This window comes from Cupriavidus gilardii, from assembly GCF_013347325.1.
In the GTDB taxonomy this organism is placed as follows: Bacteria; Pseudomonadota; Gammaproteobacteria; order Burkholderiales; family Burkholderiaceae; genus Cupriavidus; species Cupriavidus gilardii.
On the sequence record NZ_CP054626.1, the window covers coordinates 2,786,872 to 2,807,506 of the forward strand.

Below are 20,635 nucleotides of genomic sequence, written 5' to 3' on the forward strand. Positions count from 1 at the left end.
GCACCGCGCCGTCGACCGCTATCGACCGAGCCGGCGCGCGGCATCGCACCGGCCGGTCCGATAAACGAATCAACAACAAGGAGCTGAAGATGGGACTGCTCGATAGTGTGCTTGGCGGCGTGCTCGGCCAAACCAACCCGGCGCAGGCCGGCGAATCCGGCCAAACCGGCATGAATCCGAAGATGATGCTGGCGCTCGGCCTGCTGGCGATGCTGGCGATGCGCGGCCGCCAAGGCGGTGCCGAGGCGACGCAGGATCCGGGCGGCATGGCCGGCGGTCTGGGCGGCATCCTCGGCGGGCTGGCCGGTGGCGGTGGCGGACTCGATCTCGGCTCGGTGCTGGGCGGGCTGCTCGGCGGCCAGGGCGGCGCAGCCGGCGAGGCGCAGACGATCGGCGCGGCGGCGGGCGGCATCGGCGCGCTGCAGCAGATCCTGGCGCAGGCGGGCCTGGGCGAGCAGGTGTCCTCGTGGATCGGCACCGGTCCCAATCAGCCGGTATCGCCGTCGTCGCTGGCCGAGGCGCTGCAGGGCACGGGCGCGCTCGACACGCTGTCGTCGACCACCGGCCTGTCGCGCGACGACGTCGCCGCGCAGCTCAGCGCCGGCCTGCCGGAACTGATCGATCAGCTGACGCCGCAGGGACAGGTGCCGCCGGCAGCCTGATCGTCCCGCGGATGCCGAGGCGGCCGCCGTGCTGCCGGCGACGCAAAAAAGCCCGCCGGTTTGGCGGGCTTTTTTTCGAGCCGTGACCCGTCCTGAATACGGTTGACACTTTTCCTGTCGAGATTGGGAGAGTGCTGTGGAGAGGGAACGGAAGCGAACGCAACGTGACTACACGCTGGCTTTTAAGTTGGCAGTTGTGGAGGCGGTGGAAAAAGGCGAACTGACGTACAAACAGGCGCAGCGCAAGTACGGCATCCAGGGCCGGTCTACAGTACTGGTATGGTTGCGCAAGCATGGACTACAGGACTGGAGCGGCTCGTTGCCCCGGGGCGTCCAGTACGCCAGGATGGAAAACCAAGACAAGACCAAACCGGTTACGCCAGAACAGCGGATCAAGGAGTTGGAAGTCCAGTTGCGCGAAGCGCAGGAGAAAGCGCGCCTGTTCGAGGCAGTGATTGACGTGATCCAGAAGGAGCACGGGGGGCGCATCGTAAAAAAGCCTTTGGGCAGGTCCTCACGCAAGAGCTCGTCCAAGGGCTAAGCGTTAGCAAGGCCTGCCGTTACTTCGGCATCAGCCGTCAGGCTTACTACAAGCGCCGCGACAGCGAACTGCGGCAGGCCGCTCGGGATAGTGCGATCTGTGCGCTGGTCAAGCAGGTGCGGCTGCGCCAGCCTCGCATAGGTACGCGCAAGCTGCAGCAAGTACTGCGGGCCCCGATGGAGAGGGCCGATATCCAGCTCGGTCGTGACCGGCTGTTCGAAGTGCTGCGCGCGGCCAGGCTACTGGTGAAGCCGCATCGGGCCTATCACAAGACCACCGACAGCCACCACCGCTTTCGCCGCCATCCAAACTTGCTCAAGGATGGACCGCAAAAGGTCGTACCCACTGCACCAGAACAGCTCTGGGTCGCTGACATTACGTACCTGCCCACGACGCACCAGACGGTCTACCTTAGCCTGGTCACCGACGCCTACTCACGAAAGATCGTGGGCTACCACGTCCACGATAGCCTGCAGACCGAGCAAGTGAGCCAGGCCCTGAAGATGGCGCTGCGCTCACGCCAGACCCGGCAGCCCTTGGTACACCATTCGGATCGCGGCATTCAATACTGCTCGACTTACTATCAGGCTATCCATCAGCGGCACGGCCTGACCTGCTCGATGACCGATGGCTACGACTGCTATCAAAACGCCATGGCCGAGCGCATTAACGGCATCCTCAAGAGCGAGTTCCTCTTGAACCGTCCGCGAGATCTGCTGCAAGCTGCCCGTATGGTCCGAGAGTCAGTACAGATCTATAACGGCGAGCGTCCGCATCAGGCCTTGAAATACAAAACGCCCGATGAGGTCCATCGGGCGTTGCTCACCTTGGCTCAATAAGACCAGGCAACCGCAAAAGAACTGTCAACCTATGTCAGGACTTGACACCGTCTACGATCGGCGATCGCTGCGCGGCATCGCGCGGCCGACGGGACCAGAGCGCTCAGGCGAACGAGTAGAACACGCGGAATTGCACGCGGCGCTCGGCCCAGAATTCGGCGGCGTCGCGGAACACGTCGAGCAGCGTCTCGCGCGCTTCCTTGTCGAACTTCTGCGCGCAGGGCAGGCCCTCGAGCACGATGACGAAACCGGGCTGCACGCCGGCCTTGTGGATCATGTCGGTCAGGCAATCGGCCAGCGCATCGAAGTTCTTGCCGAAGTGCTTCGGGAACAGGAAGGCGGTGGCGATCGTTTCCAGCACCTCGCCCTTGGTCGTGCAATGGGCGCAATTCGCGTAGAGAAAATGCTGACCGAGATCGGCGGCAGCCTGTGCCAGCTCGGGCACGCGGAAGGCGCGGATCGACTGAACGATATTGGGTCGCACGGTCTTGAACAGGTTCAGCGCGGCCTCTCTGCCGCAGGCCACTTCGGCATTGCCGTCCTGCGGCGACGCCGGCGGCAGTTTATTGTGCGCGACCTCGTAGCGGGGCATCATCAGCACACTGTCATAAAGGTTCTGGGCATGTTGTTGAGCCCGCTGCCAGCCATCTCCGGCGCCGCGCTCTTCGCGGGCGGCAAGGGCGTCGCCCAGTCCGAAAATGTCAGTCATCATCTGATTATCCGTTTGAAGCTGTTGTAGTGGTCTTCCGTGTAATAGCAGTCGTTGGCGGCCCGTTGTTCGCCGCCACAGACGATTCGCTTTGCCCCCCGATTGCGGCTGCCTGGACGGACAACCGTGTATTCACGGTAATAGCCGCGCGGCCGCCGAGGCAAAATCCGCTCGTAGTTGCCGAACCGCGAGCCATCCTTCGCGTAGGGGTACGGCCCCCCGGCCTCGATGCGCTGCAGCGTCTGCTGTGCTTCGTTGGGCAGTTGCTGCACTGCAATGGTTCCCAGCGTATCGGGCAGCACCTGCGAGGACTGCTTCGCCTGCGCCGGTTGCGTCAGCGTGGCCGCCATGGCCAGCGCCGCGAGCGTAGGCAGGGCGCCGCGCGCAATCCGTTGGAGCGAAGGCTGGACCCGTTGCAGGATCTTGTCGGAGCGCGGTGCGCGTTGCGGCAAAGAAGTCGGGGAACCCACGTTGTCTGGTCTGGTGGCGCAGCAATCCAACGCCAAGCGCGGTCGACGGATCGCCTGCATCGAAGGCGCTAGGTTACGCGCAAGCGGTTAAATAATCAATCCCCGCGCCCGGGTGACGCCGAAAACCTGAATTGTTTCAAGGCGTTAATGGAATGTATGCGCACACTAACCGCCTCTGGGGAGCAATAAAAAAGCCGGGGCATGCCCCGGCTCCTGCACTCGCCTGGCGAGGTCTTACCGCTTCGCCGCCGCGTCCACCACCACCAGCGACGTCATATTGACGATGCGGCGGACGGTTGCCGACGGCGTCAGGATATGCACCGGTGCGTTGACGCCCAGCAGGATCGGGCCGATCGCCACGTTGTTGCCGGCGGCCGTCTTCAGCAGGTTGTAGGCGATATTGGCGGCGTCGATGTTCGGGCACACCAGCAGGTTCGCTTCGCCCTTCAGCGTGCCGTCCGGCACCAGCTGGTCGCGCAGCTTCTGGTCGAGCGCGCAGTCGCCGTGCATCTCGCCGTCGACCTCGAGTTCCGGCGCGCGCTCTCGCAGGATCGCCAGCGTCTCGCGCATCTTCTGCGCCGACGGCGCCTCGGAGGAGCCGAAGTTCGAATGCGACAGCAGCGCGATCTTGGGCTCGATGCCGAAGCGCTTGAGCTCCTCGGCCGCCATGATCGTGATCTCGGCCAGTTGCGGCGCGCTCGGATCGACGTTGACGTGGGTGTCCACCAGGAAGATCTGCCGGCCCGGCAGCACCAGGCCGTTCATCGCCGCATAGACCTCGTTGGTGCCGCCCAGCACCTGGTCGATATAGCGCAGATGCGCGGCGGTATTGCTGACGGTGCCGCAGATCATGCCGTCGGCCTCGCCCTTGTGCACCAGCATCGCGCCGATCAGCGTGGTGCGGCGGCGCATCTCCAGCTTGGCGTACTGCGGCGTCACGCCCTGGCGGGCCATCATCCGGTAGTAGGTGTCGGAGTAGTCGCGGAAGCGCTCGTCGTGCTCCGGGTTGACCACGGTGAAGTCGACGCCCATGCGCAGGCGCAGGCCGAAGCGTTCGATGCGGTGCGTCAGCACGGCGGGCCGGCCGATCAGGATCGGGTTGGCCAGCTTCTCGTCGACGATCACCTGCACCGCGCGCAGCACGCGCTCTTCCTCGCCCTCGGCGAACACGATGCGCTTCTTCTCCATCGCGACCTTGCGGGCGGCGGCGTAGATCGGCTTCATCAGCGTGCCCGAGTGGTAGACGAACTGCTGCAGCTGCAGCTTGTACGCGTCCATGTCCTCGATCGGGCGGGTCGCGACGCCGGAATCCATCGCCGCCTGCGCCACCGCCGGCGCGACCTTGACGATCAGGCGCGGATCGAAGGGCTTCGGAATCAGGTATTCGGGGCCGAACGACAGGTCCTGGATACCGTAGGCGGTCGCCACGATATCGCTCTGCTCCTGCCGCGCCAGTTCCGCGACGGCGTGCGCGGCAGCGATTTCCATCTGCTTGGTGATGGTCGTCGCGCCCACGTCCAGCGCGCCGCGGAAGATGAACGGGAAGCAAAGAACGTTGTTGACCTGGTTCGGATAGTCGGTGCGGCCGGTGGCGATCACCGCGTCGGGCCGCACTTCCTTGACCTGCTCCGGCATGATTTCCGGATTCGGGTTGGCCAGCGCCAGCACCAGCGGGCGGTCGGCCATCCGCTGCACCATGTCCTGCTTGAGCACGCCGGCGGCCGACAGGCCCAGGAAGATGTCCGCGCCGTCGATGACCTCGGCCAGCTTGCGCTTGTCGGTCTTCTGCGCGAAGCGCGCCTTCTCCGGATCCATCAGTTCGGTGCGGCCCTCGTAGACCACGCCCGCCAGGTCCGTGACCCAGATGTTCGACAGCGGCAGGCCGAGATCGACCAGCAGGTCCAGGCAGGCCAGCGCCGCGGCGCCCGCGCCCGAGGCGACCAGCTTGACGTCCTTGATGTCCTTGCCGACCACGCGCAGCCCGTTGATGACGGCCGCGCCGACCACGATCGCGGTGCCGTGCTGGTCGTCGTGGAAGACGGGAATCTTCATCCGCTCGCGCAGCTTGCGCTCGACATAGAAGCACTCCGGCGCCTTGATGTCCTCGAGGTTGATGCCGCCGAAGGTCGGCTCCAGCGAGGCGATGATGTCGACCAGCTTTTCCGGGTCCTTCTCGTCGATCTCGATATCGAACACGTCGATGCCGGCGAACTTCTTGAACAGGCCCGCCTTGCCTTCCATCACCGGCTTCGAGGCCGCCGGGCCGATGTCGCCCAGGCCGAGCACCGCGGTGCCGTTGGTGACCACGCCGACCAGATTGCCGCGCGCGGTGTAGCGGAAGGAATTGGCCGGATCGGCGACGATCTCTTCGCAAGCGGCCGCGACGCCCGGCGAATAGGCCAGCGCCAGGTCGCGCTGGTTCGACAGCGGCTTGGTCGGCGTGACCGAAATCTTGCCCGGGGTCGGAAACTCGTGATATTCGAGGGCGGCTTTGCGCAGCGCCTCGCGCTGCTGCTGTTTCAGCTCGTCTTGCGAGATTGCCTGCGAGTTCGGCTGTGAATCGGGCTGCGAAGGACTGGTCATCGGCGCATCTTCCGGTCTGTGGAGCCGTGTTTGACGAAGCGGAAAACGGTGGGAACACACCCTCGCGGGCCGGCTCCACCTGCCCGCTGTCTCCTGATCGAGCCCCGCATTTTATATTGTGAAATTTTATTTCACAATAAGCGTTTTGCGAGAGGCACCTTTGCGTTTCGGTACAATATGCCGGATGCCGGCGGTACTGACCAGCCGTGCATGCCGTCCAAGGCTTCGTCCGGCGGCCCCACCACGAGACTCCCAGGACTGCCCCGCCTTCGTACCGCGCCCCACCCGGCGGGCTTCCGAGCCGACTCCAGCATGCCTCCGACCGACCGCGACGCCGCCGCGCACCTTTCCACGCATCCATCCGCGCAGCTTTCCGAGTTCGAGCTGATTCGCCGCTATTTCACCCATCCGGCCCGCAAGGCGGTGCTCGGCGTCGGCGACGACTGCGCGCTGCTGGACCCGCGCCCGGGCCATCTGCTGGCGGTCAGCACCGACATGCTGGTCAGCGGCCGCCATTTCTTTCCCGACGTGCCGCCGCGCGCGCTGGGCCACAAGGCGCTCGCCGTCAATCTGTCCGATCTGGCGGCGATGGGCGCCGAGCCGCGCGCCTTCACGCTGGCGCTGGCGTTGCCCGAGGCCGAGCCCGCCTGGCTGGCCGAGCTGGCCGCGGGCATGCTGGAACTGGCCGACGCGCATGGCTGCGAGCTGGTCGGCGGCGACACCACGCGCGGCCCGCTGACGCTGTCGCTGACGGTGTTCGGCGACGTGCCGCGCGGCAGCGCGCTGCGCCGCGACGCCGCCCGGCCTGGCGACGATATCTGGATCTCCGGCACGCTTGGCGACGCGCGGCTGGCGCTCGGGGACTGCCGCGGCGAATGGCTGTTGCCCGAGCCCGACTTCACGCTGGTGCGTCCGCGCATGGACACGCCGACGCCGCGCGTGGCGCTAGGCATGGCGCTGCGCGGGCTGGCCCACGCGGCGCTCGATATTTCGGACGGGCTGGTCGGAGATCTCGGCCACATCCTGGAGCGCTCGCAGGTCGGCGCGCTGCTCGACGTCGACGCGCTGCCGCGTTCCGAGGTGTTGGCGAGCCAGCCGCGCGACTGCCAGCTCGAATGCGTGCTGGCCGGCGGCGACGACTACGAGCTATGCTTCACCGCCCCGGCCGGCGCTCGCGAGGCGCTGGCCGCGCTGGGGCTGAGGCTGGGGCTGGCGCTGACCCGGGTCGGCACGATCACCGCCGAGCCGGGGCTGCGCCTTGTCGATGCCGGTGGCGAGCCCGTCTCCTTCCAGGCCAGAAGCTTCGATCATTTCGCCAACCCCTGACAGCGGGACGGCGGCATGTCATGATGCCGCCATGCGGCGGAGCGCCGCGTCCGGCGGCAGCCTGCCGCGCTTGCCGCGCGGATAGGCCGACGAGCCCCGGCCGCCTCCGACCGCGATAACAAACGAGCCAGATACCTTGATGTCCGCCTACCCTCCCGGTTCGGCGTCGACCGATCCCGCGATGACGCTGGAGGCCGGTCAGACCGCCAAGATCCTGCGCCCGACGGCGCGCTTCATGCTGTCCCATCCCGCGCATTTCATCGCGCTGGGCTTCGGTTCCGGCCTGTCGCCGGTGGTGCCCGGCACCGTGGGCACGCTGTACGGCTGGCTGTCCTTCGTCGTGATCTCGCTGTGGGTGCAGCCGTCCGCCTGGCTGTGGATCATCATCGGCGGCTTCCTGCTGGGCCTGTGGACCTGCGCACGGACCGCGCGCGCGATGGGCGTGCACGATCACGGCAGCATGGTGTGGGACGAGATCGTGGCGTTCTGGCTGGTGCTGGCCTTCGTGATGCCGACCGGTTTCTGGGGCCAGTTCGCCGCCTTCCTGTGGTTCCGGCTGTTCGACATGGCCAAACCCGCGCCGATCGCCTATTACGACCGCACGCTCAAGGGCCCGGGCCTGCGCGGCGGCTTCGGCGTGATGTTCGACGATCTGGTGGCGGCGTTCTACACGCTGCTGGTGTTCGCGCTGTGGCGCTCGTTCTGAGCGCATCCGCGCCGCCGAAACCGTACCGCATCGATTCACCGCCAGCACGAGAGCCGTCATCATGTCCATCAGCCGCTTGCTCGACCAGCTTGCCGTCCAGGCCGGCATCGCCCTCAAGGAAAAATCGCTGATGGTCGCCACCGCCGAGTCCTGTACCGGCGGGCTGGTGGCGGCCGCGATCACCGACGTCGCCGGTTCGTCCGGCTGGTTCGAACGCGGCTTCGTGACCTACTCGAACGAGGCCAAGAGCACGATGCTGGGCGTCCCCGCCAAGCTGATCCGCGACTACGGCGCGGTCAGCGAGGAAGTCGCCCACGCGATGGCCGAGGGCGCGCTGCTCAACAGCCGCGCCCAGGTGGCGCTGTCGATCACCGGCGTCGCCGGTCCGACCGGCGGCACGCCGGAGAAGCCGGTCGGCATGGTCTGCTTCGGCTGGAGCAACCGCATCGTGACCCGGGTCGAGACCCAGCGCTTCAAGGGCGACCGCCAGCAGATCCGCCGCCAGGCCGCCGAGCATGCGATGCGCGGCCTGCTCGAGCTGGTCCGCAACGAGGCCTGAGCGCCGCCGCACCCCGGCCGCCCGTTCAACCCTGCCGGAAGCGATTGATCGTGTCGCGCGTCTGCAGCGCGGCGCGGCGGGCCGCCGCGGCGAAGTCCTTCTCCCGGCTGGCGTACAGGATCGCCCGCGACGAATTGATCATCATGCCGGTGCCGTCGGCGGTGCGGCCCGCCTTGACGGTGGCCTCGATGTCGCCGCCCTGGGCGCCGATGCCCGGAATCAGCAGCGGCATGTCGCCGACCAGCTCGCGCACCCTGGCGATCTCGTTGGGGAAGGTCGCGCCGACCACCAGCCCCATCTGCCCGGTCGTATTCCAGCGCGCCGCGGCCTGCTCGGCGACCAGCTGATAGATCGGCTTGCCCTCGACCTGCAGGAACTGCACGTCGGAGCCGCCCGGATTCGAGGTGCGGCACAGCACGATGACACCGCGCTCCGGATAGGCCAGATACGGCTCGACCGAATCGAATCCCATATACGGACTGACCGTGACCGCATCGGCCTGGTAGCGATCGAACGCCTCGATCGCGTAGTGCTGCGCGGTCGAGCCGATATCGCCGCGCTTGGCGTCGAGGATCACCGGGATGCCGGGGTGCGCGTCGTGGATATAGTGGATCAGCTGTTCGAGCTGGTCCTCGGCGCGCTGCGAGGCGAAGTAGGCGATCTGCGGCTTGAAGGCGCAGACCAGGTCGGCGGTGGCGTCGACGATCTCCCGGCAGAACGAGAAGATCGCGCCGCCGGCGCCGGTCAGCGACAGCGGCAGCTTGCCCGGGTCCGGATCGAGCCCGACGCACAGCAGCGAATCGTTGCGCCGCCAGGCCTGGGTCAGCTGCTCGGTGAACGGGACGGGAGGAACGGAAGAACGGGTCATGGATCGCTCGAATGCGTGGCGTCGGGGCCCGGGATGGGCCGCGGCGGACCGTTGGCCATCGTGCGCCGGCACGCGAAGGCAATCGCGGCGGCCGGCGACGGGCGGGTCGTTGCCGGCAATTTTACCCGTTGCATGCTATCTTCCTTGCGCTTTTCCGACAGACGAAACCAATAGAAAGAGCGGTAACGCACCCGTAGCCGCCTGCCCTCCATGACTCTCGATCGCCGCAACCTTGCCCTGCTCGTCGCGCTGACGCTCGCCTGGGGCGTCAACTGGCCCGTGATGAAGATCGGCGTGGCCTATTTCCCGCCGCTGGGTTTCCGCCTGCTGTGCATGGCCGGCGGCCTGATCGCGCTGGGGCTGGCGCTGCGTGCCAAGGGCATCCCGCTGGCGGTACCGCGCGAGGCCTGGGGCACGGTGTTCAAGCTGGCGCTGCCCAATATGGTGATCTGGCACCTGCTGGCGATCGGGGCGGTCAAGATGCTGTCGTCCGGCCGCGCGGCGATCCTCGGTTACACGATGCCGATCTGGGCCGTGGTCTGGGGGCTGCTGCTGTTTCGCGAGCGGATCTCCGGCTGGGCCTGGGTCGGCATCGGCTGCGCGCTGGCCGGCACGCTGCTGCTGATGTCGAGCGAGTTCGGCGCGCTGACCGGCAGCCCGACCGGCACCGTGATGATGCTGGCGGCCGCCGCCGGCTGGGGCTACGGCACCCAGCTGATGAAGCGCACCCCGGTCGATATCCCGCTCGGCACGCTGACCTTCTGGATGCTGGCCGTCGCGCTGCCGTTCCTGCTGGTCGGCACGATGCTGTTCGAAGACGGCTGGCGCATGCCGAACGCGATCGAATGGGCGGCGATCCTGTACAACGCGGTGGTCGTGTTCGCCTTCTGCCATCTGGTCTGGTTCGCGCTGGCCCGTTCGCTGCCGCCGGTCGTGTCGAGCCTGTCGATCATGTTCATCCCGGTGGTCGGCGTGTTCTCGGGCATGTGGATGCTGGGCGAGCAGCCGCACTGGCAGGACTACGCCGCCATCGTGCTGATGTTCGCCGCGCTGGCCTCGGTGCTGCTGGTGCCGCTGTTGCTGCCGCGGCTGCGCCGGCGCTGACGCGCGGCCCCGCTCCCACTGGCCGCGGTGACGCTTCATCCAGATTTCACTTAACAAACGCGGTCGCGTTGGGCTACACTCGCGCCCATCCATAATCCCGGAGAAATTACGTGGGCAGTAGCATCGGGTGTTCGAGTTGCCGCGGCAAAGCCGCGACCTCTACGAATGCCATGTCACTGCGGGCTGCGTAACGACGAACCCGTCCGGACCATGCTGGTCGGACGCTCGCCGAACCCGCCCGCAGCACACTGCGGGCGAGTGTTTTTTCCGTACTGCCACCGGCGGCCATCGATGCAACGGGCCCGCCGCGTTGTTGCGGACTTCCCTCACCCGGCTTGCCAGCCATCAACGGCAAACGCCATCGCCTTGCACGGCCCGTCCGCGCAGCGCGATCACGCTTGCCTTCGAGCCCGCCATTCGCCGTCGCGAAGGGTGCGGCCCGGCCGTGCCGCAAGCCTGCCTGCCGCTTTTCTTCATCGAACGGCATAAGGAATACCGGGGATGATCAATCTGTTCGTCCTGCAGAAAGGCCGGCTCGCCCAGGAGCAGGTCGACGACCGCAACGAGTTGCTGCAGCACAAGCCCATCTGGATCGATGTCGTCAGCCCCGACGACGAGGAACTGGACTGGATCAAGGAAGCCTACGGCGTGGCCCTGCCCGAGCTCGAGGACCTTGGCGACCTCGAGGCCTCGGCCCGTTATTTCGAGGGCGAGGATGAGAACATCCATATCCGCACCGACTTCCTGCTCGACGAGGACGAGGTCTCGCGCAACGTGCGCGTGGCCTTCGTGCTGACGCGCGACGTGCTGTTCTCCATCCACGACGAGGACCTGCCGGTGTTCCGGCTGGTGCGGCTGCGCGCGCGCATGCGCCCGGGCTCGGTGCGCAACGCCAAGGACGTGCTGATGGATCTGTACGCGACCGACGCCGAATACTCGGCGGACTCGATCGAGGAGATCTACGAACGGCTGGAGGACGCCAGCAAGCGCGTGCTGGCCGAGAACGTGACCGATGCCGCCGCGGCCGATGTGCTCGAGACCATCGCGCGCGAGGAAGACCGCAACGGCCGCATCCGCCGCAACGTGATGGACACCCGGCGCGCGCTGTCCTTCCTGATGCGCAGCCAGCTGCTGTCCGCCGAGCAGCAGGACGAGGCGCGCCAGATCCTGCGCGACATCGACTCGATCGAGAACCACACCGCGTTCCTGTTCGACAAGATCAACTTCCTGATGGACGCGACGGTCGGTTTCATCAACATCAACCAGAACAAGATCATCAAGCTGTTCTCGGTGGTGTCGGTGGCGCTGATGCCGCCGACCCTGATCGCCAGCGTCTACGGCATGAACTTCAAGGTGATGCCCGAGCTCGACTGGGCCGCCGGCTATCCGTGGGCGATCGCGCTGATGGCGGTGTCGGCGGCGATTCCGCTGATCTATTTCCGCCGCAAGGGCTGGCTCAGCTGAGGCGGCAAGGCCCGGCGCCGCGACGGCGACCGGGCTGGTCGCCGCCCGAAGGCATCAGTCCGGCAGCGTGGCCGACCCCATCCGGCGCGCGATGATGCCGGCCTTGGCGCGGAAGTTGACGCGCACATGGGCGCAGTACTGCTTCTTGTCGAAGCATTTGGGCGCCGGCAGCGCCGCCGCCAGCCGCGCCGCCTGGCCCACGCTGAGGCGAGCGGCGCTGGTCTTGAAGTAGTGGCGCGCGGCCGCCTCGGCGCCGAACACGCCCTCGCCCCACTCGACCGAGTTCAGATAGATCTCGTAGATGCGCTGCTTGTCGAGCCAGAACTCCAGCATCCAGGTGATCAAGAGCTCCTGGCCCTTGCGCAGGTAATGCTGCTCCGGCGACAGGAACAGGTTCTTGGCCAGCTGCTGCGTGATGGTCGACCCGCCGCGCACGATATGGCCGCGCTTCTTGTTGCGCTCCCAGGCCTCGAGCATCGCGTCGAAGTCGTAGCCCGGATGATTGACGAAGTCGGCGTCCTCGCTGGCGATCACCGCCCGTTTCAGATTGCGCGAGATATCGGCATAGGGCACCCACTGCCGCTCGATGCCGCAGCTCCAGACATTCCAGCCGCACAGCCGCCAGCGTTCGGCGCGCATGAACGAGGTCGGACCGGGATCGACGACCTGCCACGCGGCGATCTGCAGGAAGAAATAGACCTGCATCGCGGCCACGCCGGCGAGCACGCTGCCCGCCAGCCACGCGAGCCAGCGCAGCGGCGAGGAAGCGCCCGCGCGCGCGGACGCGGCGGCGGCACGAGAACGGACGGCGCGTTTGCGTTGGGCCAAGGCGGAACTCGCGTCGGTCGGTAAGCGATGTGGACGAAGAAACGGAAATCGAAATGACGGCGGCAAGAACGCGGCGACTCAGCGTCCGCCCTGCGCTTCCTGCTGCAGCAGCGCGCGCAGTTCGTCGAGCACCGGCGCGGTGTCCGGATGCACGCCGCGCCAGAGATAGAAGGCCTGCGCCGCCTGCTCGACCAGCATGCCGAGGCCGTCGGCGGTACGCGCGCCCTGCGCCGCCGCGTAGCGCAGGAACACGGTCGGCTCGGCGCCGTACATCATGTCGTAGGCCAGCACCCCCTCGCCGAGCAGCGCCTCGGGTACCGGCGGCACATCGCCCTGCAGGCTGCCGGCGGTCGCGTTGATCACGACCTCGCAGCCGTCATCTTCGGACAGCCCGGCCAGCGCATCGAAGCCGCCGCCCCACAGTTCGACGCCAGCCTCGCCGGCGGCTTCGGCGAAATTCTCCAGCATCTCGCTGGCGCGGTCGGCGGTGCGGTTGGCCACCACGATGCGGTCGGGCCGGCAATCGATCAGCGGCAGCATCGCCCCCATCGCCGCGCCGCCGGCGCCCAGCAGCAGGATGCGGCGGCCTTCGAGCTCGACGCCGAGGCGATCGACGATATCGCGCACCAGGCCCACGCCATCGGTGTTGTCCCCGTGCAGCAGGCCGTCCTCCATCCACAGCGTATTGACCGCGCCGGCGGCCTCGGCGCCGGGCGTCAGCCGGTCGGCCAGTTCGAAGGCCTGCACCTTGAACGGCGTCGTCACGTTCAGCCCCTGGCCGCCCTCGGCGAAGAACTGGCGCACGGTGTCGGCAAACCCGTCCAGCGGTGCCAGCAGGCGCTCGTAGCTGAGCGCCTGCGCGGTCTGGCGCGCGAAGGCCGCGTGGATCTGCGGCGAGCGGCTGTGCGCGATCGGATTGCCGACCACGGCATAGCGGTCCACGGCGAGGTCTGCGTTGGGCATCTGGGTAGGCGTAGTCATTTCAGTCTGCTGGCAAGGCGCGATCGGCCATGCTGTCCGCGATCGGCGTCATTTAGCGGGATTGCAGCCGGGTTTCCAGCCCGCTGCGCGAGAACTCGAACGTCGAAATCACTTCGAGAATATCGTAGCGGGCCCGCATCTCCGGCGAAAACTCGCCGAACGGCGCCGCGGCGCGCACGATGGCGATCGCCTGCCGGTCCAGCGCCGCGTTGCCCGAGCTCTTGACCAGCTCGACGCCGTCGACGCGATAGCCGCCGCGCTCGTAGCCGAGCCGGCCATGGCCGTCGACGTTGATCGCCACGATCAGCTCGCCGTACAGCGGCTGGCCGGCGCGGCGCGGAAAGTCCGCGGTGCCGCGCGCCTCGATCTTCCTGCGCAGGCGATCGTAGTAGCGGGCGTAGACGACCTGCTGGGCGCTGGTCGCGGTGATCTGGTGGCGCTTGGGCCGGCGCGCGTAGTGTTCCAGATTGCGGCCGATCTCGGCCTCCAGCCGCGCCATCTCGTCGAGCGAATCGTGTTCGTCCTGGCCGCGCGCCGGGGTATCGAGACGGCGCTCGCCCGGGCGCAGCGGCTGGCTGTGGACCGGCGGCGCGCTCTCGCGCAGCTGCGTCATCAGCCGCTGCTGGCGCGCTTCGAGCAGATCGACGCGGCGCTGCACCTGGCGCACCAGATCGCCGTCGCGCGGCACCGGCTGCGACGGCAGCGGGGTCGTGGCGCGCTGTTGCTGGTGGTCGCCGCCGCCGTCCAGATCGGCCTGGGCCAGCGCGGCGGGCTTGAGCGGCTGCTGGCCCGACTTGGCATTGACCAGCACCACGTCGAGCGCGGTATCGCTGCGCTTGATCGCGAAGGCTTCCGGCGCGCCGAAGCGGACGGCCAGCAGCAGCGCATGGACGGCCAGCGAGATCGCGACGGCCCTGGCCATCGTGCTGCTGCCTTGCCACCACTGGCCGAAAGCGCGACGCAGGTTCACGGCGGGCCTGGCTCAGGAGGCAGCGCGGCCGCTGTCGGGACCGCTGTCGCCGACGCCGGTGCCGGGCGCCGCTTCGGCGCCGGCATCGGCACCGGCGCCGTCCAGCGTCTCGGGCACCGTCTCCGTACCCTGCTCGGCGGCCTCTTCCGCGGCCTGCTCGGCCGCCACCTCGGCCGCGGCTTCGGCGGAAACCTCCGCCGACTCCTCGTCGCCTTCGAGCTCTTCGGCCGGCAGCTCGCCCTCGCCGGCAAACACCTCCAGCACCCGGCAGCTGACTTCCAGCGTCAGCTCGTCGGTGCCGGCGATCTCCAGCAGCACCTGCGTGCCGCGCGCGGCCTGCGCGAGCTCGGGTACGCGCGTGACCAGCGGGATCTCCGCAAAGCGCACCGCGCCGTCCTTCAGCACGGTCGCCATCATGCGCTCGCGGTTCTCCTGCGCGAGCCAGCGCAGGCACCAGTAGCGCTCCATGGTCGACTGGTGCTCGGCATAGGCAGCATAGGTGCCCTCGAAATCCGCGACCGCGGCCAGCAGATCGGCGTCCTTGGGCTTGAACGGCGCCACCAGCTTGGCGGTCACGCCATGCTGTGCCGCCGCGATGATCTGCCATTGATTGACCAGATCGACGTAGCGGCGCAGCGGCGACGTGCTCCACGCATACTGCGCGACGCCCAGGCCTTCATGCGGGGCCGGATAGGTCTGCATGCGGGTCCGGTGCATGCCCCAGGCCTTTTGCGTGCGGTAGATGCCCGGCACGCCGTGGTCGGCCAGCAGCTTGCCCCAGGTGCTGTTGGCCAGGATCATCAGCTCGGCGACGATCTTGTCCAGCGGCGAGCCGCGCTTGCGCTGCTCGATGCGCACGCGCTGGCTGCCGTCGTCCTGCTCGTCCAGATAGAAGCTGTAGTCCGCGCGGCTGTGCGATTCGGGCCGCAGGCCGCTGGCGACGCGCGCGCGCTGGCGTTCGTCGTACAGGAAATTGGCGAAGCCCCACAGCGCGGTCAGCGCTTCGCGGAACGGATAGTCGCCGGTGCCTTCGGTCAGCGCGGCCTCGGTCACCACCTCGTCGAGCAGGTTGTGGCGCAGATTGGCGGCGATGCTGACCATCTCGGCGCGCGTCTCGCTGGCGAGAATCTGCTGCGCCGCGGGGTCGTAGATCACGTACAGCGACAGCGCCGGGCACTGCCGCCCTTCCTGCAGCGTATAGCGCTCGACCACCGCATCCGGCAGCATCGTGATCTTGTCGCCGGGGAAGTAGACCGTCGACAGCCGCTGCCGCGCGATCGCGTCGAGCGGATCGCCGCGGCGGATGCCCAGGCCCGGCGCGGCAATATGGATGCCGATGCGCAGGCGCCCCTCGTCCAGCGGCATCACCGACAGCGCGTCGTCGATTTCGGTGGTGGTGACATCGTCGATCGAGAACGCCTGGACCGGCGCCAGCGGCAACTCGCCCGCGGGCTCGGGCACCGTGACCTCCGGAAAGCCGGTGCCCCTGGGGAAGCATTCCGACAGGAAACGGGCCTCGTGCAGCGCGCGCGCGTTCGGCACACCGCCGACCTCGATCATCAGCCGCATCGGCGACTTGCCCAGCGCGGTGCAGGCGGCGTCGAGCGCCTTGTATTCGAGGCTGTTCTTGTCCGGCTTGAACAGCAGCGTCAGCACCTTGCCGCGGAACGCCTCGGGCAGCGTGCCCGCCTTCAGCTGCTGCTCGTACTCGGCCTGCACCAGCGCCTGCTGGCGCTTGTGCTCGAGCCCGGCCAGCGCCGCCTTCAACTGGTCCTCGGGCGCGCGCTGGTAGCGGCCGCGGCCCTTGCGGCGGAAGTAGACCGGATTGCCGTGCAGCGCCATCGCCAGCGCCGCCTGCTGCGCGGGGCTGGCCGACGCGCCGTAGTATTCGGCGGCCAGCTCGGTGAAGCCGAACTCCTGCGCGGGGGCGCATTCCCACAGGAAATCGAGATCGATGTCTCCGGTCAGCGCCGCGGTCTGCGACAGCAGCTCGGCCGCGCTCGGCTGCGCAAACTGCAGCAGCACGTCGCGCGACTTGACCTTGGTGCGCTTGCCCGCGGGCAATTCGACCTGATAGGCCTCGCCTTGCTGATTCAGCACGGTACCGGCGCGGATCTCGCCGCCTTCCTCGAACAACAACTGCATGGGATCGGGTCTTTCAGATATGCCGGAAACCGGGCGTCGGCGAGGCGCGCTGCCCGCCTCGGAAATGGATAAGCGTCACCGCCCGGCACGTGCCGGGCGGGGGAGTCGCCGGCCGCGCGCACGCGGCGGCGGCCGGTCGTCAATGATACCGTACCGGGCTCGCGCGGCCGCCTGCCCGGCCACGCAATAAAACGTGTCCGGCGGCGCCGGGCGAGCGACGCAGAATCGCGCCCTCAGATCGACATGCCGCCGCTGGCCTCGATCGCGGTGCCGTTGATATAGCTGGCGTCGTCGCTGGCAAGGAAGGCGTAGATACTGGCGATCTCGTCGGGCTCGGCCAGCCGGCCCAGCCAGCAGGCCTGCTTCATGCCGTCGAGCACCTTGTCCGGCACCGTCTGCAGGATCTCGGTGGCGACGAAGCCCGGACACACTGCATTGACGCGCACGCCCTTGGGCCCGAGCTCGCGCGCCCAGGTCTTGGTGAAGCCGACCACGCCGAACTTGCTGGCGGCGTAATTGGTCTGGCCGAAATTGCCGTACAGGCCCACCACGCTGGAGGCGTTCAGGATCACGCCCCGGCCCTGCTCGATCATCGGACCGGCGACCGCCTGCGCGCAATGGAACACGCCCTTCAGGTTGACGTCGATCACGGCGTCGAACTGGGCCTCGGTCATCTTGACCAGCCGCGCGTCCTTGGTGATGCCGGCATTGTTGACCAGGATGTCGATCCGCCCGTGCTCGGCCAGCGTCGCCGCGACCATCGCGTCGACCTGCTCGCGCTGCGTCACGTCGACCCGGTGCGCGCGCACGGTGGCACCGCCAGCGGCCAACTGCGCGGCGGCCTGCTGGACGCGTTCGGCGTTGACGTCGCACAGGATCACGATGGCGCCCTCGGCGGCGAAGCGCCGCGCGGTCGCAAAGCCGATACCGGCGGCGGCGCCGGTGACGATGGCAATCCGTCCCTGTAGTTTCATCGTTGTGTTCTCGTGGTAGTGGGGTTGGCTGTCGTTATCGATTTGTGGGAGCGCCGGCCGGGCCGACGGGCCGGTGCGCCGCCGGGGTCTACCGCGGCGGACGCATCGGTACCGGCATGCCGGTCGCGGTGCGCGGCGCGGGCCGCGTGGCGAGGTCCGGCAGGAACACCTCGGTCACCAGCATCACGCCGGCGCCGCGCCGGAACACCGAACGCCGCGCCGGCAGCATCATCGCCGCCAGCTCTTCGCCGAACCCGGGCAGCGCGCGTCGCAGCCGCTGCGCCAGCGGATGATGCGGCAGCAGGCGGGCGAATTCGAACGGATCGCGGCGCACGCGCGGATCGACGAACAGCGCGCCGCCCAGCGGCCGGTCGCCCAGTCCGCCAAGAAACGGCCAGTCGCGGCGCGCATGGCGCGGATGGACGATGGTGTGGCCGAACACGGCCGGCGTGTTGTCGCAGACCAGCAGCACGTCGCGGGCGATCACCGGCAGCGGCGCGCCCAGCCCTAGCGTGTGCCACTCGTCGGCCAGCGGGCGCTCCATCCGCTGCGACAGCTTGCTGACGCGAAAGCGCGACGAGGCGGTGATCAGCCGCGCGGTCAGCGAGCCTTCGCCGGTGATCCAGCGGCGCAGGTTGGCCCCCAGCGCCGCGTCGAACGGCAGGTGCCCGCTCCAGGCACAGCGGCGCACGCGCGCCGCGCGGGCGTCAGGCATTGCCACCTTCCTCGTTGCCGTCCTTGTTGCCGTCCTTGTTGCTGTCCTTGTTGCCGTCCTTGTGGCCGTCCGTGTGGTCGTCCCTGGCGCCGCTGTCGTCGCGCCCTTCCCCGGCGGTGCCGTAGCCGCAGAAGTCCAGCACCTCGTCGACATAGTCGGCGAACTCGCTGATGCCGTGGTCGCTGCCCTCGATCACGCGGATGCGCGCGCCCGGGCAGGACGCCACCATCTCGCGGTAGTCCAGCACCTCGTCGCCGGTGGCCGCCAGCAGATAGAAGCGCTCCGGGTGGCGCAGTGTGTCGACGCGCAGATCGAGCAGTTCCTGCAGATGATGGCGCTCGACCTTGACGGAGCCGCCGCCATGCCACAGCGGCTGCTCGCCGAGATGGCGTTCGAGATCGGTCCACGGATGCACGGCCGGGTTCAGCAGCACTGTGGGGCAGCCGTGCCGCTCGCCGAGCCAGCGTGCGTAGTACCCGCCGAGCGAGGAGCCGACGATGGCCAGGGGCCGATCGCTGGAAGACGAGAGCCGCGCCGCGGCGATCGCGGCCTCGGCCTGCTCGATCGCACGCGCCGGCGACACGTCCAGCATCGGGCAGGCGTAGTAGCGCCCAAGGCCGCGTTCGCGCAGGCGCTGCTGCACCAGTTGCGCCTTGAACGAGCGCGGCGACGAACGGAATCCGTGCAGATACAACAGCATCGGCGCCGCTCCGCTCAGCCCCGGGCCGGCGCCGCCAGCGCGTCCAGCAGCTTCTGATGGACGCCGCCGAAGCCGCCGTTGCTCATCACCAGCACATGGTCGCCCGGCCGCGCGGCAGCGCGCACCGCCGCGACCAGCGCGTCCAGGTTGTCGAACGCCGCGGCGCGCTCGCCCAGCGGCGCCAGCGACTCGGCCAGGTCCCAGCCCAGCGCGTCCTTGCCGCTGGGCGCGCCATAGCCGAACACCAGGTCGGCCAGCTCCAGGCTGGCGGGCAGCTGCGCCTTCATCACGCCAAGCTTCATCGTATTGGAGCGCGGCTCCAGCACCGCCAGGATGCGCGACGCGCCGACGCGACGGCGCAGGCCGTCGAGCGTGGTCTGGATCGCGGTCGGATGGTGGGCAAAGTCGTCGTAGACGGTGACGCCGCCGGCCACGCCGCGCACTTCCATGCGGCGCTTGACGTTGGCGAAGCGGCCCAGCGCGTCGATCGCCTGAGCCGGCGGCACGCCGACATGGCGAGCGGCGGCGATCGCGGCCAGCGCGTTCATGCGGTTGTGCACGCCCTGCAGCGTCCATTGCACGCGGCCGACCACCGTCTCGCCGTGCCACACATCGAAGGCGTCCAGCGCGGGATCGGCCCCGGCGGCCTCGGCCGCATCGCTGGCGCGCCAGTCGCCGGTGCCGAACTGCTCGACCTCGCTCCAGCAGCCGCGCTCGAGCACGCGCGCCAGGCTCTCCTCGAGGCCGTTGACCAGCAGCCGGCCCTGGCTCGGGACGGTGCGCACCAGATGATGGAACTGCGTCTCGATCGCGGCGAGATCGGGGAAGATGTCGGCGTGATCGAACTCCAGGTTATTGAGGATCGCGGTGCGCGGCCGGTAGTGGACGAACTTGCTGCGCTTGTCGAAGAAGGCGGTGTCGTACTCGTCGGCCTCGATCACGAAGAAGTCCGACGGCGTGACCCGCGCCGATACGCCGAAGTTCTGCGGCACGCCGCCGACCAGAAAGCCCGGCTCGTAGCCGGCATCCTGCAGGATCCAGGCGAGCATCGAGGTCGTCGTGGTCTTGCCGTGCGTACCCGCGACCGCGAGCACCCACTTGCCGCGCAGCACGTGTTCGCCGAGCCATTGCGGGCCGGACACATAGGGCAGGTTGCGGTCCAGGATCGCTTCCATCAGCGGATTGCCGCGCGAGACGACGTTGCCGATCACGAACAGGTCCGGCTCCAGCGACAGCTGGGCCGGATCGAAGCCTTCGATCAGTTCGATCCCCTGGGCCTCGAGCTGCGTGCTCATCGGCGGATAGACATTGGCGTCGCAGCCGGTGACGCGATGGCCGGCCTGCTTGGCCAGCACGGCAAGGCCGCCCATGAAGGTGCCGCAGATACCGAGGATATGAATATGCATGGGGATCGGTGAACAGCCGGATGGAAAGCGAGGGTTGATGGCGCGAGCCCGCGGCGAAGGTCGCTGCGGTCTTGACGGTGGCGCG

General features: G+C 68.1%; 19 protein-coding genes. 7 read left to right on the forward strand and 12 right to left on the reverse strand.

Going from position 1 to position 20,635, the window contains the following annotated elements; translation table 11 throughout:
• Positions 1-89 precede the first annotated feature (89 nt).
• Positions 90-662, forward strand: a complete 573-nt coding sequence (locus FOB47_RS22745; RefSeq protein WP_174782161.1) for a YidB family protein — start codon at positions 90-92, stop codon at positions 660-662.
• A gap of 136 nt (positions 663-798) precedes the next feature.
• Positions 799-2,042 (forward strand): IS3 family transposase gene (locus tag FOB47_RS22750; protein ID WP_420070542.1). Its coding sequence is split into 2 segments (ribosomal slippage): positions 799-1,153 and positions 1,153-2,042, totalling 1,245 coding nucleotides; the frame shifts between segments, so codons are not numbered across the junction.
• Positions 2,043-2,145: 103 nt separating this feature from the next.
• On the opposite strand, the gene FOB47_RS22755 is transcribed toward FOB47_RS22750, so the two are convergent.
• From FOB47_RS22755 to FOB47_RS22765, 3 genes are all read right to left on the reverse strand, one after another.
• Positions 2,146-2,754: a barstar family protein gene (locus tag FOB47_RS22755; protein ID WP_006579293.1), complete on the reverse strand. Its 609-nt coding sequence runs from the start codon at positions 2,752-2,754 to the stop codon at positions 2,146-2,148.
• The gene (locus tag FOB47_RS22760; protein ID WP_174782542.1) at positions 2,751-3,101 is read right to left on the reverse strand and encodes a guanyl-specific ribonuclease; all 351 of its coding nucleotides are present in this window, start codon (positions 3,099-3,101) and stop codon (positions 2,751-2,753) included. Before FOB47_RS22760 ends, FOB47_RS22755 begins: the two co-directional genes overlap by 4 nt.
• 354 nt (positions 3,102-3,455) lie before the next feature.
• Positions 3,456-5,804, reverse strand: a complete 2,349-nt coding sequence (locus FOB47_RS22765; protein ID WP_053822514.1) for an NADP-dependent malic enzyme — start codon at positions 5,802-5,804, stop codon at positions 3,456-3,458.
• 312 nt (positions 5,805-6,116) lie between these two features.
• On the opposite strand from FOB47_RS22765, the gene thiL reads away from it, so the two are divergent.
• The 3 genes from thiL to FOB47_RS22780 all read left to right on the forward strand — a co-directional run bounded on the left by thiL (position 6,117) and on the right by FOB47_RS22780 (position 8,395).
• A complete protein-coding gene (thiL, locus tag FOB47_RS22770; RefSeq protein ID WP_174782162.1) occupies positions 6,117-7,130 on the forward strand; it encodes a thiamine-phosphate kinase in 1,014 nt (337 codons plus the stop codon).
• A gap of 139 nt (positions 7,131-7,269) precedes the next feature.
• Positions 7,270-7,836, forward strand: a complete 567-nt coding sequence (locus FOB47_RS22775; RefSeq protein WP_174782163.1) for a phosphatidylglycerophosphatase A family protein — start codon at positions 7,270-7,272, stop codon at positions 7,834-7,836.
• Positions 7,837-7,897: 61 nt separating this feature from the next.
• Positions 7,898-8,395 (forward strand): CinA family protein, encoded by a 498-nt coding sequence (locus tag FOB47_RS22780; RefSeq protein ID WP_151023457.1) that lies wholly within the window; start codon positions 7,898-7,900, stop codon positions 8,393-8,395.
• Positions 8,396-8,420: 25 nt separating this feature from the next.
• Here FOB47_RS22780 and pyrF read toward each other — a convergent pair whose 3' ends face one another.
• Positions 8,421-9,263, reverse strand: a complete 843-nt coding sequence (gene pyrF, locus FOB47_RS22785; RefSeq protein WP_053822516.1) for an orotidine-5'-phosphate decarboxylase — start codon at positions 9,261-9,263, stop codon at positions 8,421-8,423.
• 210 nt (positions 9,264-9,473) lie between these two features.
• Between pyrF and FOB47_RS22790 the strand changes: the two genes are divergently transcribed.
• Together FOB47_RS22790 and corA are read left to right on the forward strand one after the other, a co-directional pair.
• Positions 9,474-10,367 (forward strand): DMT family transporter, encoded by an 894-nt coding sequence (locus FOB47_RS22790; protein WP_174782164.1) that lies wholly within the window; start codon positions 9,474-9,476, stop codon positions 10,365-10,367.
• A 501-nt stretch (positions 10,368-10,868) separates the two neighbouring features.
• On the forward strand, positions 10,869-11,831 hold the full coding sequence (gene corA / locus FOB47_RS22795; protein ID WP_006577335.1) for a magnesium/cobalt transporter CorA: 963 nt from the start codon (positions 10,869-10,871) through the stop codon (positions 11,829-11,831).
• A 54-nt stretch (positions 11,832-11,885) separates the two neighbouring features.
• Here the strand turns inward: corA and mtgA are convergent, their stop codons facing one another.
• The 8 genes from mtgA to mpl all read right to left on the reverse strand — a co-directional run bounded on the left by mtgA (position 11,886) and on the right by mpl (position 20,550).
• Entirely contained in the window at positions 11,886-12,587 is a 702-nt protein-coding gene (gene mtgA / locus FOB47_RS22800) for a monofunctional biosynthetic peptidoglycan transglycosylase (protein ID WP_053823204.1), read from the reverse strand.
• Between the two features lie 150 nt (positions 12,588-12,737).
• The gene (gene aroE, locus FOB47_RS22805) at positions 12,738-13,622 is read right to left on the reverse strand and encodes a shikimate dehydrogenase (protein WP_082371548.1); all 885 of its coding nucleotides are present in this window, start codon (positions 13,620-13,622) and stop codon (positions 12,738-12,740) included.
• A 70-nt stretch (positions 13,623-13,692) separates the two neighbouring features.
• Positions 13,693-14,562: an energy transducer TonB family protein gene (locus FOB47_RS22810; protein WP_174782544.1), complete on the reverse strand. Its 870-nt coding sequence runs from the start codon at positions 14,560-14,562 to the stop codon at positions 13,693-13,695.
• Positions 14,563-14,622: 60 nt separating this feature from the next.
• Positions 14,623-16,755, reverse strand: coding sequence for a ribonuclease catalytic domain-containing protein (locus FOB47_RS22815; protein ID WP_174782165.1), 2,133 nt, complete (start codon positions 16,753-16,755; stop codon positions 14,623-14,625).
• 233 nt (positions 16,756-16,988) lie between these two features.
• Positions 16,989-17,729, reverse strand: coding sequence for a 3-oxoacyl-ACP reductase FabG (gene fabG, locus FOB47_RS22820; RefSeq protein WP_053822521.1), 741 nt, complete (start codon positions 17,727-17,729; stop codon positions 16,989-16,991).
• Between the two features lie 88 nt (positions 17,730-17,817).
• On the reverse strand, positions 17,818-18,444 hold the full coding sequence (locus FOB47_RS22825; RefSeq protein WP_174782166.1) for a chorismate--pyruvate lyase family protein: 627 nt from the start codon (positions 18,442-18,444) through the stop codon (positions 17,818-17,820).
• Entirely contained in the window at positions 18,437-19,144 is a 708-nt protein-coding gene (locus FOB47_RS22830; RefSeq protein WP_244959367.1) for a YqiA/YcfP family alpha/beta fold hydrolase, read from the reverse strand. Before FOB47_RS22830 ends, FOB47_RS22825 begins: the two co-directional genes overlap by 8 nt.
• 14 nt (positions 19,145-19,158) lie before the next feature.
• Entirely contained in the window at positions 19,159-20,550 is a 1,392-nt protein-coding gene (mpl, locus tag FOB47_RS22835) for a UDP-N-acetylmuramate:L-alanyl-gamma-D-glutamyl-meso-diaminopimelate ligase (protein WP_174782167.1), read from the reverse strand.
• Positions 20,551-20,635 lie beyond the last annotated feature (85 nt).

Coding starts and splice junctions, on each gene's coding strand:
- thiL (WP_174782162.1), top strand. CDS start 6,117: ATGCCTCCGACCGACCGCGACGCCGCCGCGCACCTTTCCACGCATCCA.
- fabG (WP_053822521.1), bottom strand. CDS start 17,729: ATGAAACTACAGGGACGGATTGCCATCGTCACCGGCGCCGCCGCCGGT.
- mpl (WP_174782167.1), bottom strand. CDS start 20,550: ATGCATATTCATATCCTCGGTATCTGCGGCACCTTCATGGGCGGCCTT.
- FOB47_RS22790 (WP_174782164.1), top strand. CDS start 9,474: ATGACTCTCGATCGCCGCAACCTTGCCCTGCTCGTCGCGCTGACGCTC.
- FOB47_RS22810 (WP_174782544.1), bottom strand. CDS start 14,562: ATGGCCAGGGCCGTCGCGATCTCGCTGGCCGTCCATGCGCTGCTGCTG.
- FOB47_RS22760 (WP_174782542.1), bottom strand. CDS start 3,101: ATGGCGGCCACGCTGACGCAACCGGCGCAGGCGAAGCAGTCCTCGCAG.
- FOB47_RS22755 (WP_006579293.1), bottom strand. CDS start 2,754: ATGATGACTGACATTTTCGGACTGGGCGACGCCCTTGCCGCCCGCGAA.
- FOB47_RS22780 (WP_151023457.1), top strand. CDS start 7,898: ATGTCCATCAGCCGCTTGCTCGACCAGCTTGCCGTCCAGGCCGGCATC.
- FOB47_RS22830 (WP_244959367.1), bottom strand. CDS start 19,144: ATGCTGTTGTATCTGCACGGATTCCGTTCGTCGCCGCGCTCGTTCAAG.
- FOB47_RS22765 (WP_053822514.1), bottom strand. CDS start 5,804: ATGACCAGTCCTTCGCAGCCCGATTCACAGCCGAACTCGCAGGCAATC.
- aroE (WP_082371548.1), bottom strand. CDS start 13,622: ATGCCCAACGCAGACCTCGCCGTGGACCGCTATGCCGTGGTCGGCAAT.
- corA (WP_006577335.1), top strand. CDS start 10,869: ATGATCAATCTGTTCGTCCTGCAGAAAGGCCGGCTCGCCCAGGAGCAG.
- FOB47_RS22775 (WP_174782163.1), top strand. CDS start 7,270: ATGTCCGCCTACCCTCCCGGTTCGGCGTCGACCGATCCCGCGATGACG.
- FOB47_RS22745 (WP_174782161.1), top strand. CDS start 90: ATGGGACTGCTCGATAGTGTGCTTGGCGGCGTGCTCGGCCAAACCAAC.
- FOB47_RS22825 (WP_174782166.1), bottom strand. CDS start 18,444: ATGCCTGACGCCCGCGCGGCGCGCGTGCGCCGCTGTGCCTGGAGCGGG.
- FOB47_RS22815 (WP_174782165.1), bottom strand. CDS start 16,755: ATGCAGTTGTTGTTCGAGGAAGGCGGCGAGATCCGCGCCGGTACCGTG.
- pyrF (WP_053822516.1), bottom strand. CDS start 9,263: ATGACCCGTTCTTCCGTTCCTCCCGTCCCGTTCACCGAGCAGCTGACC.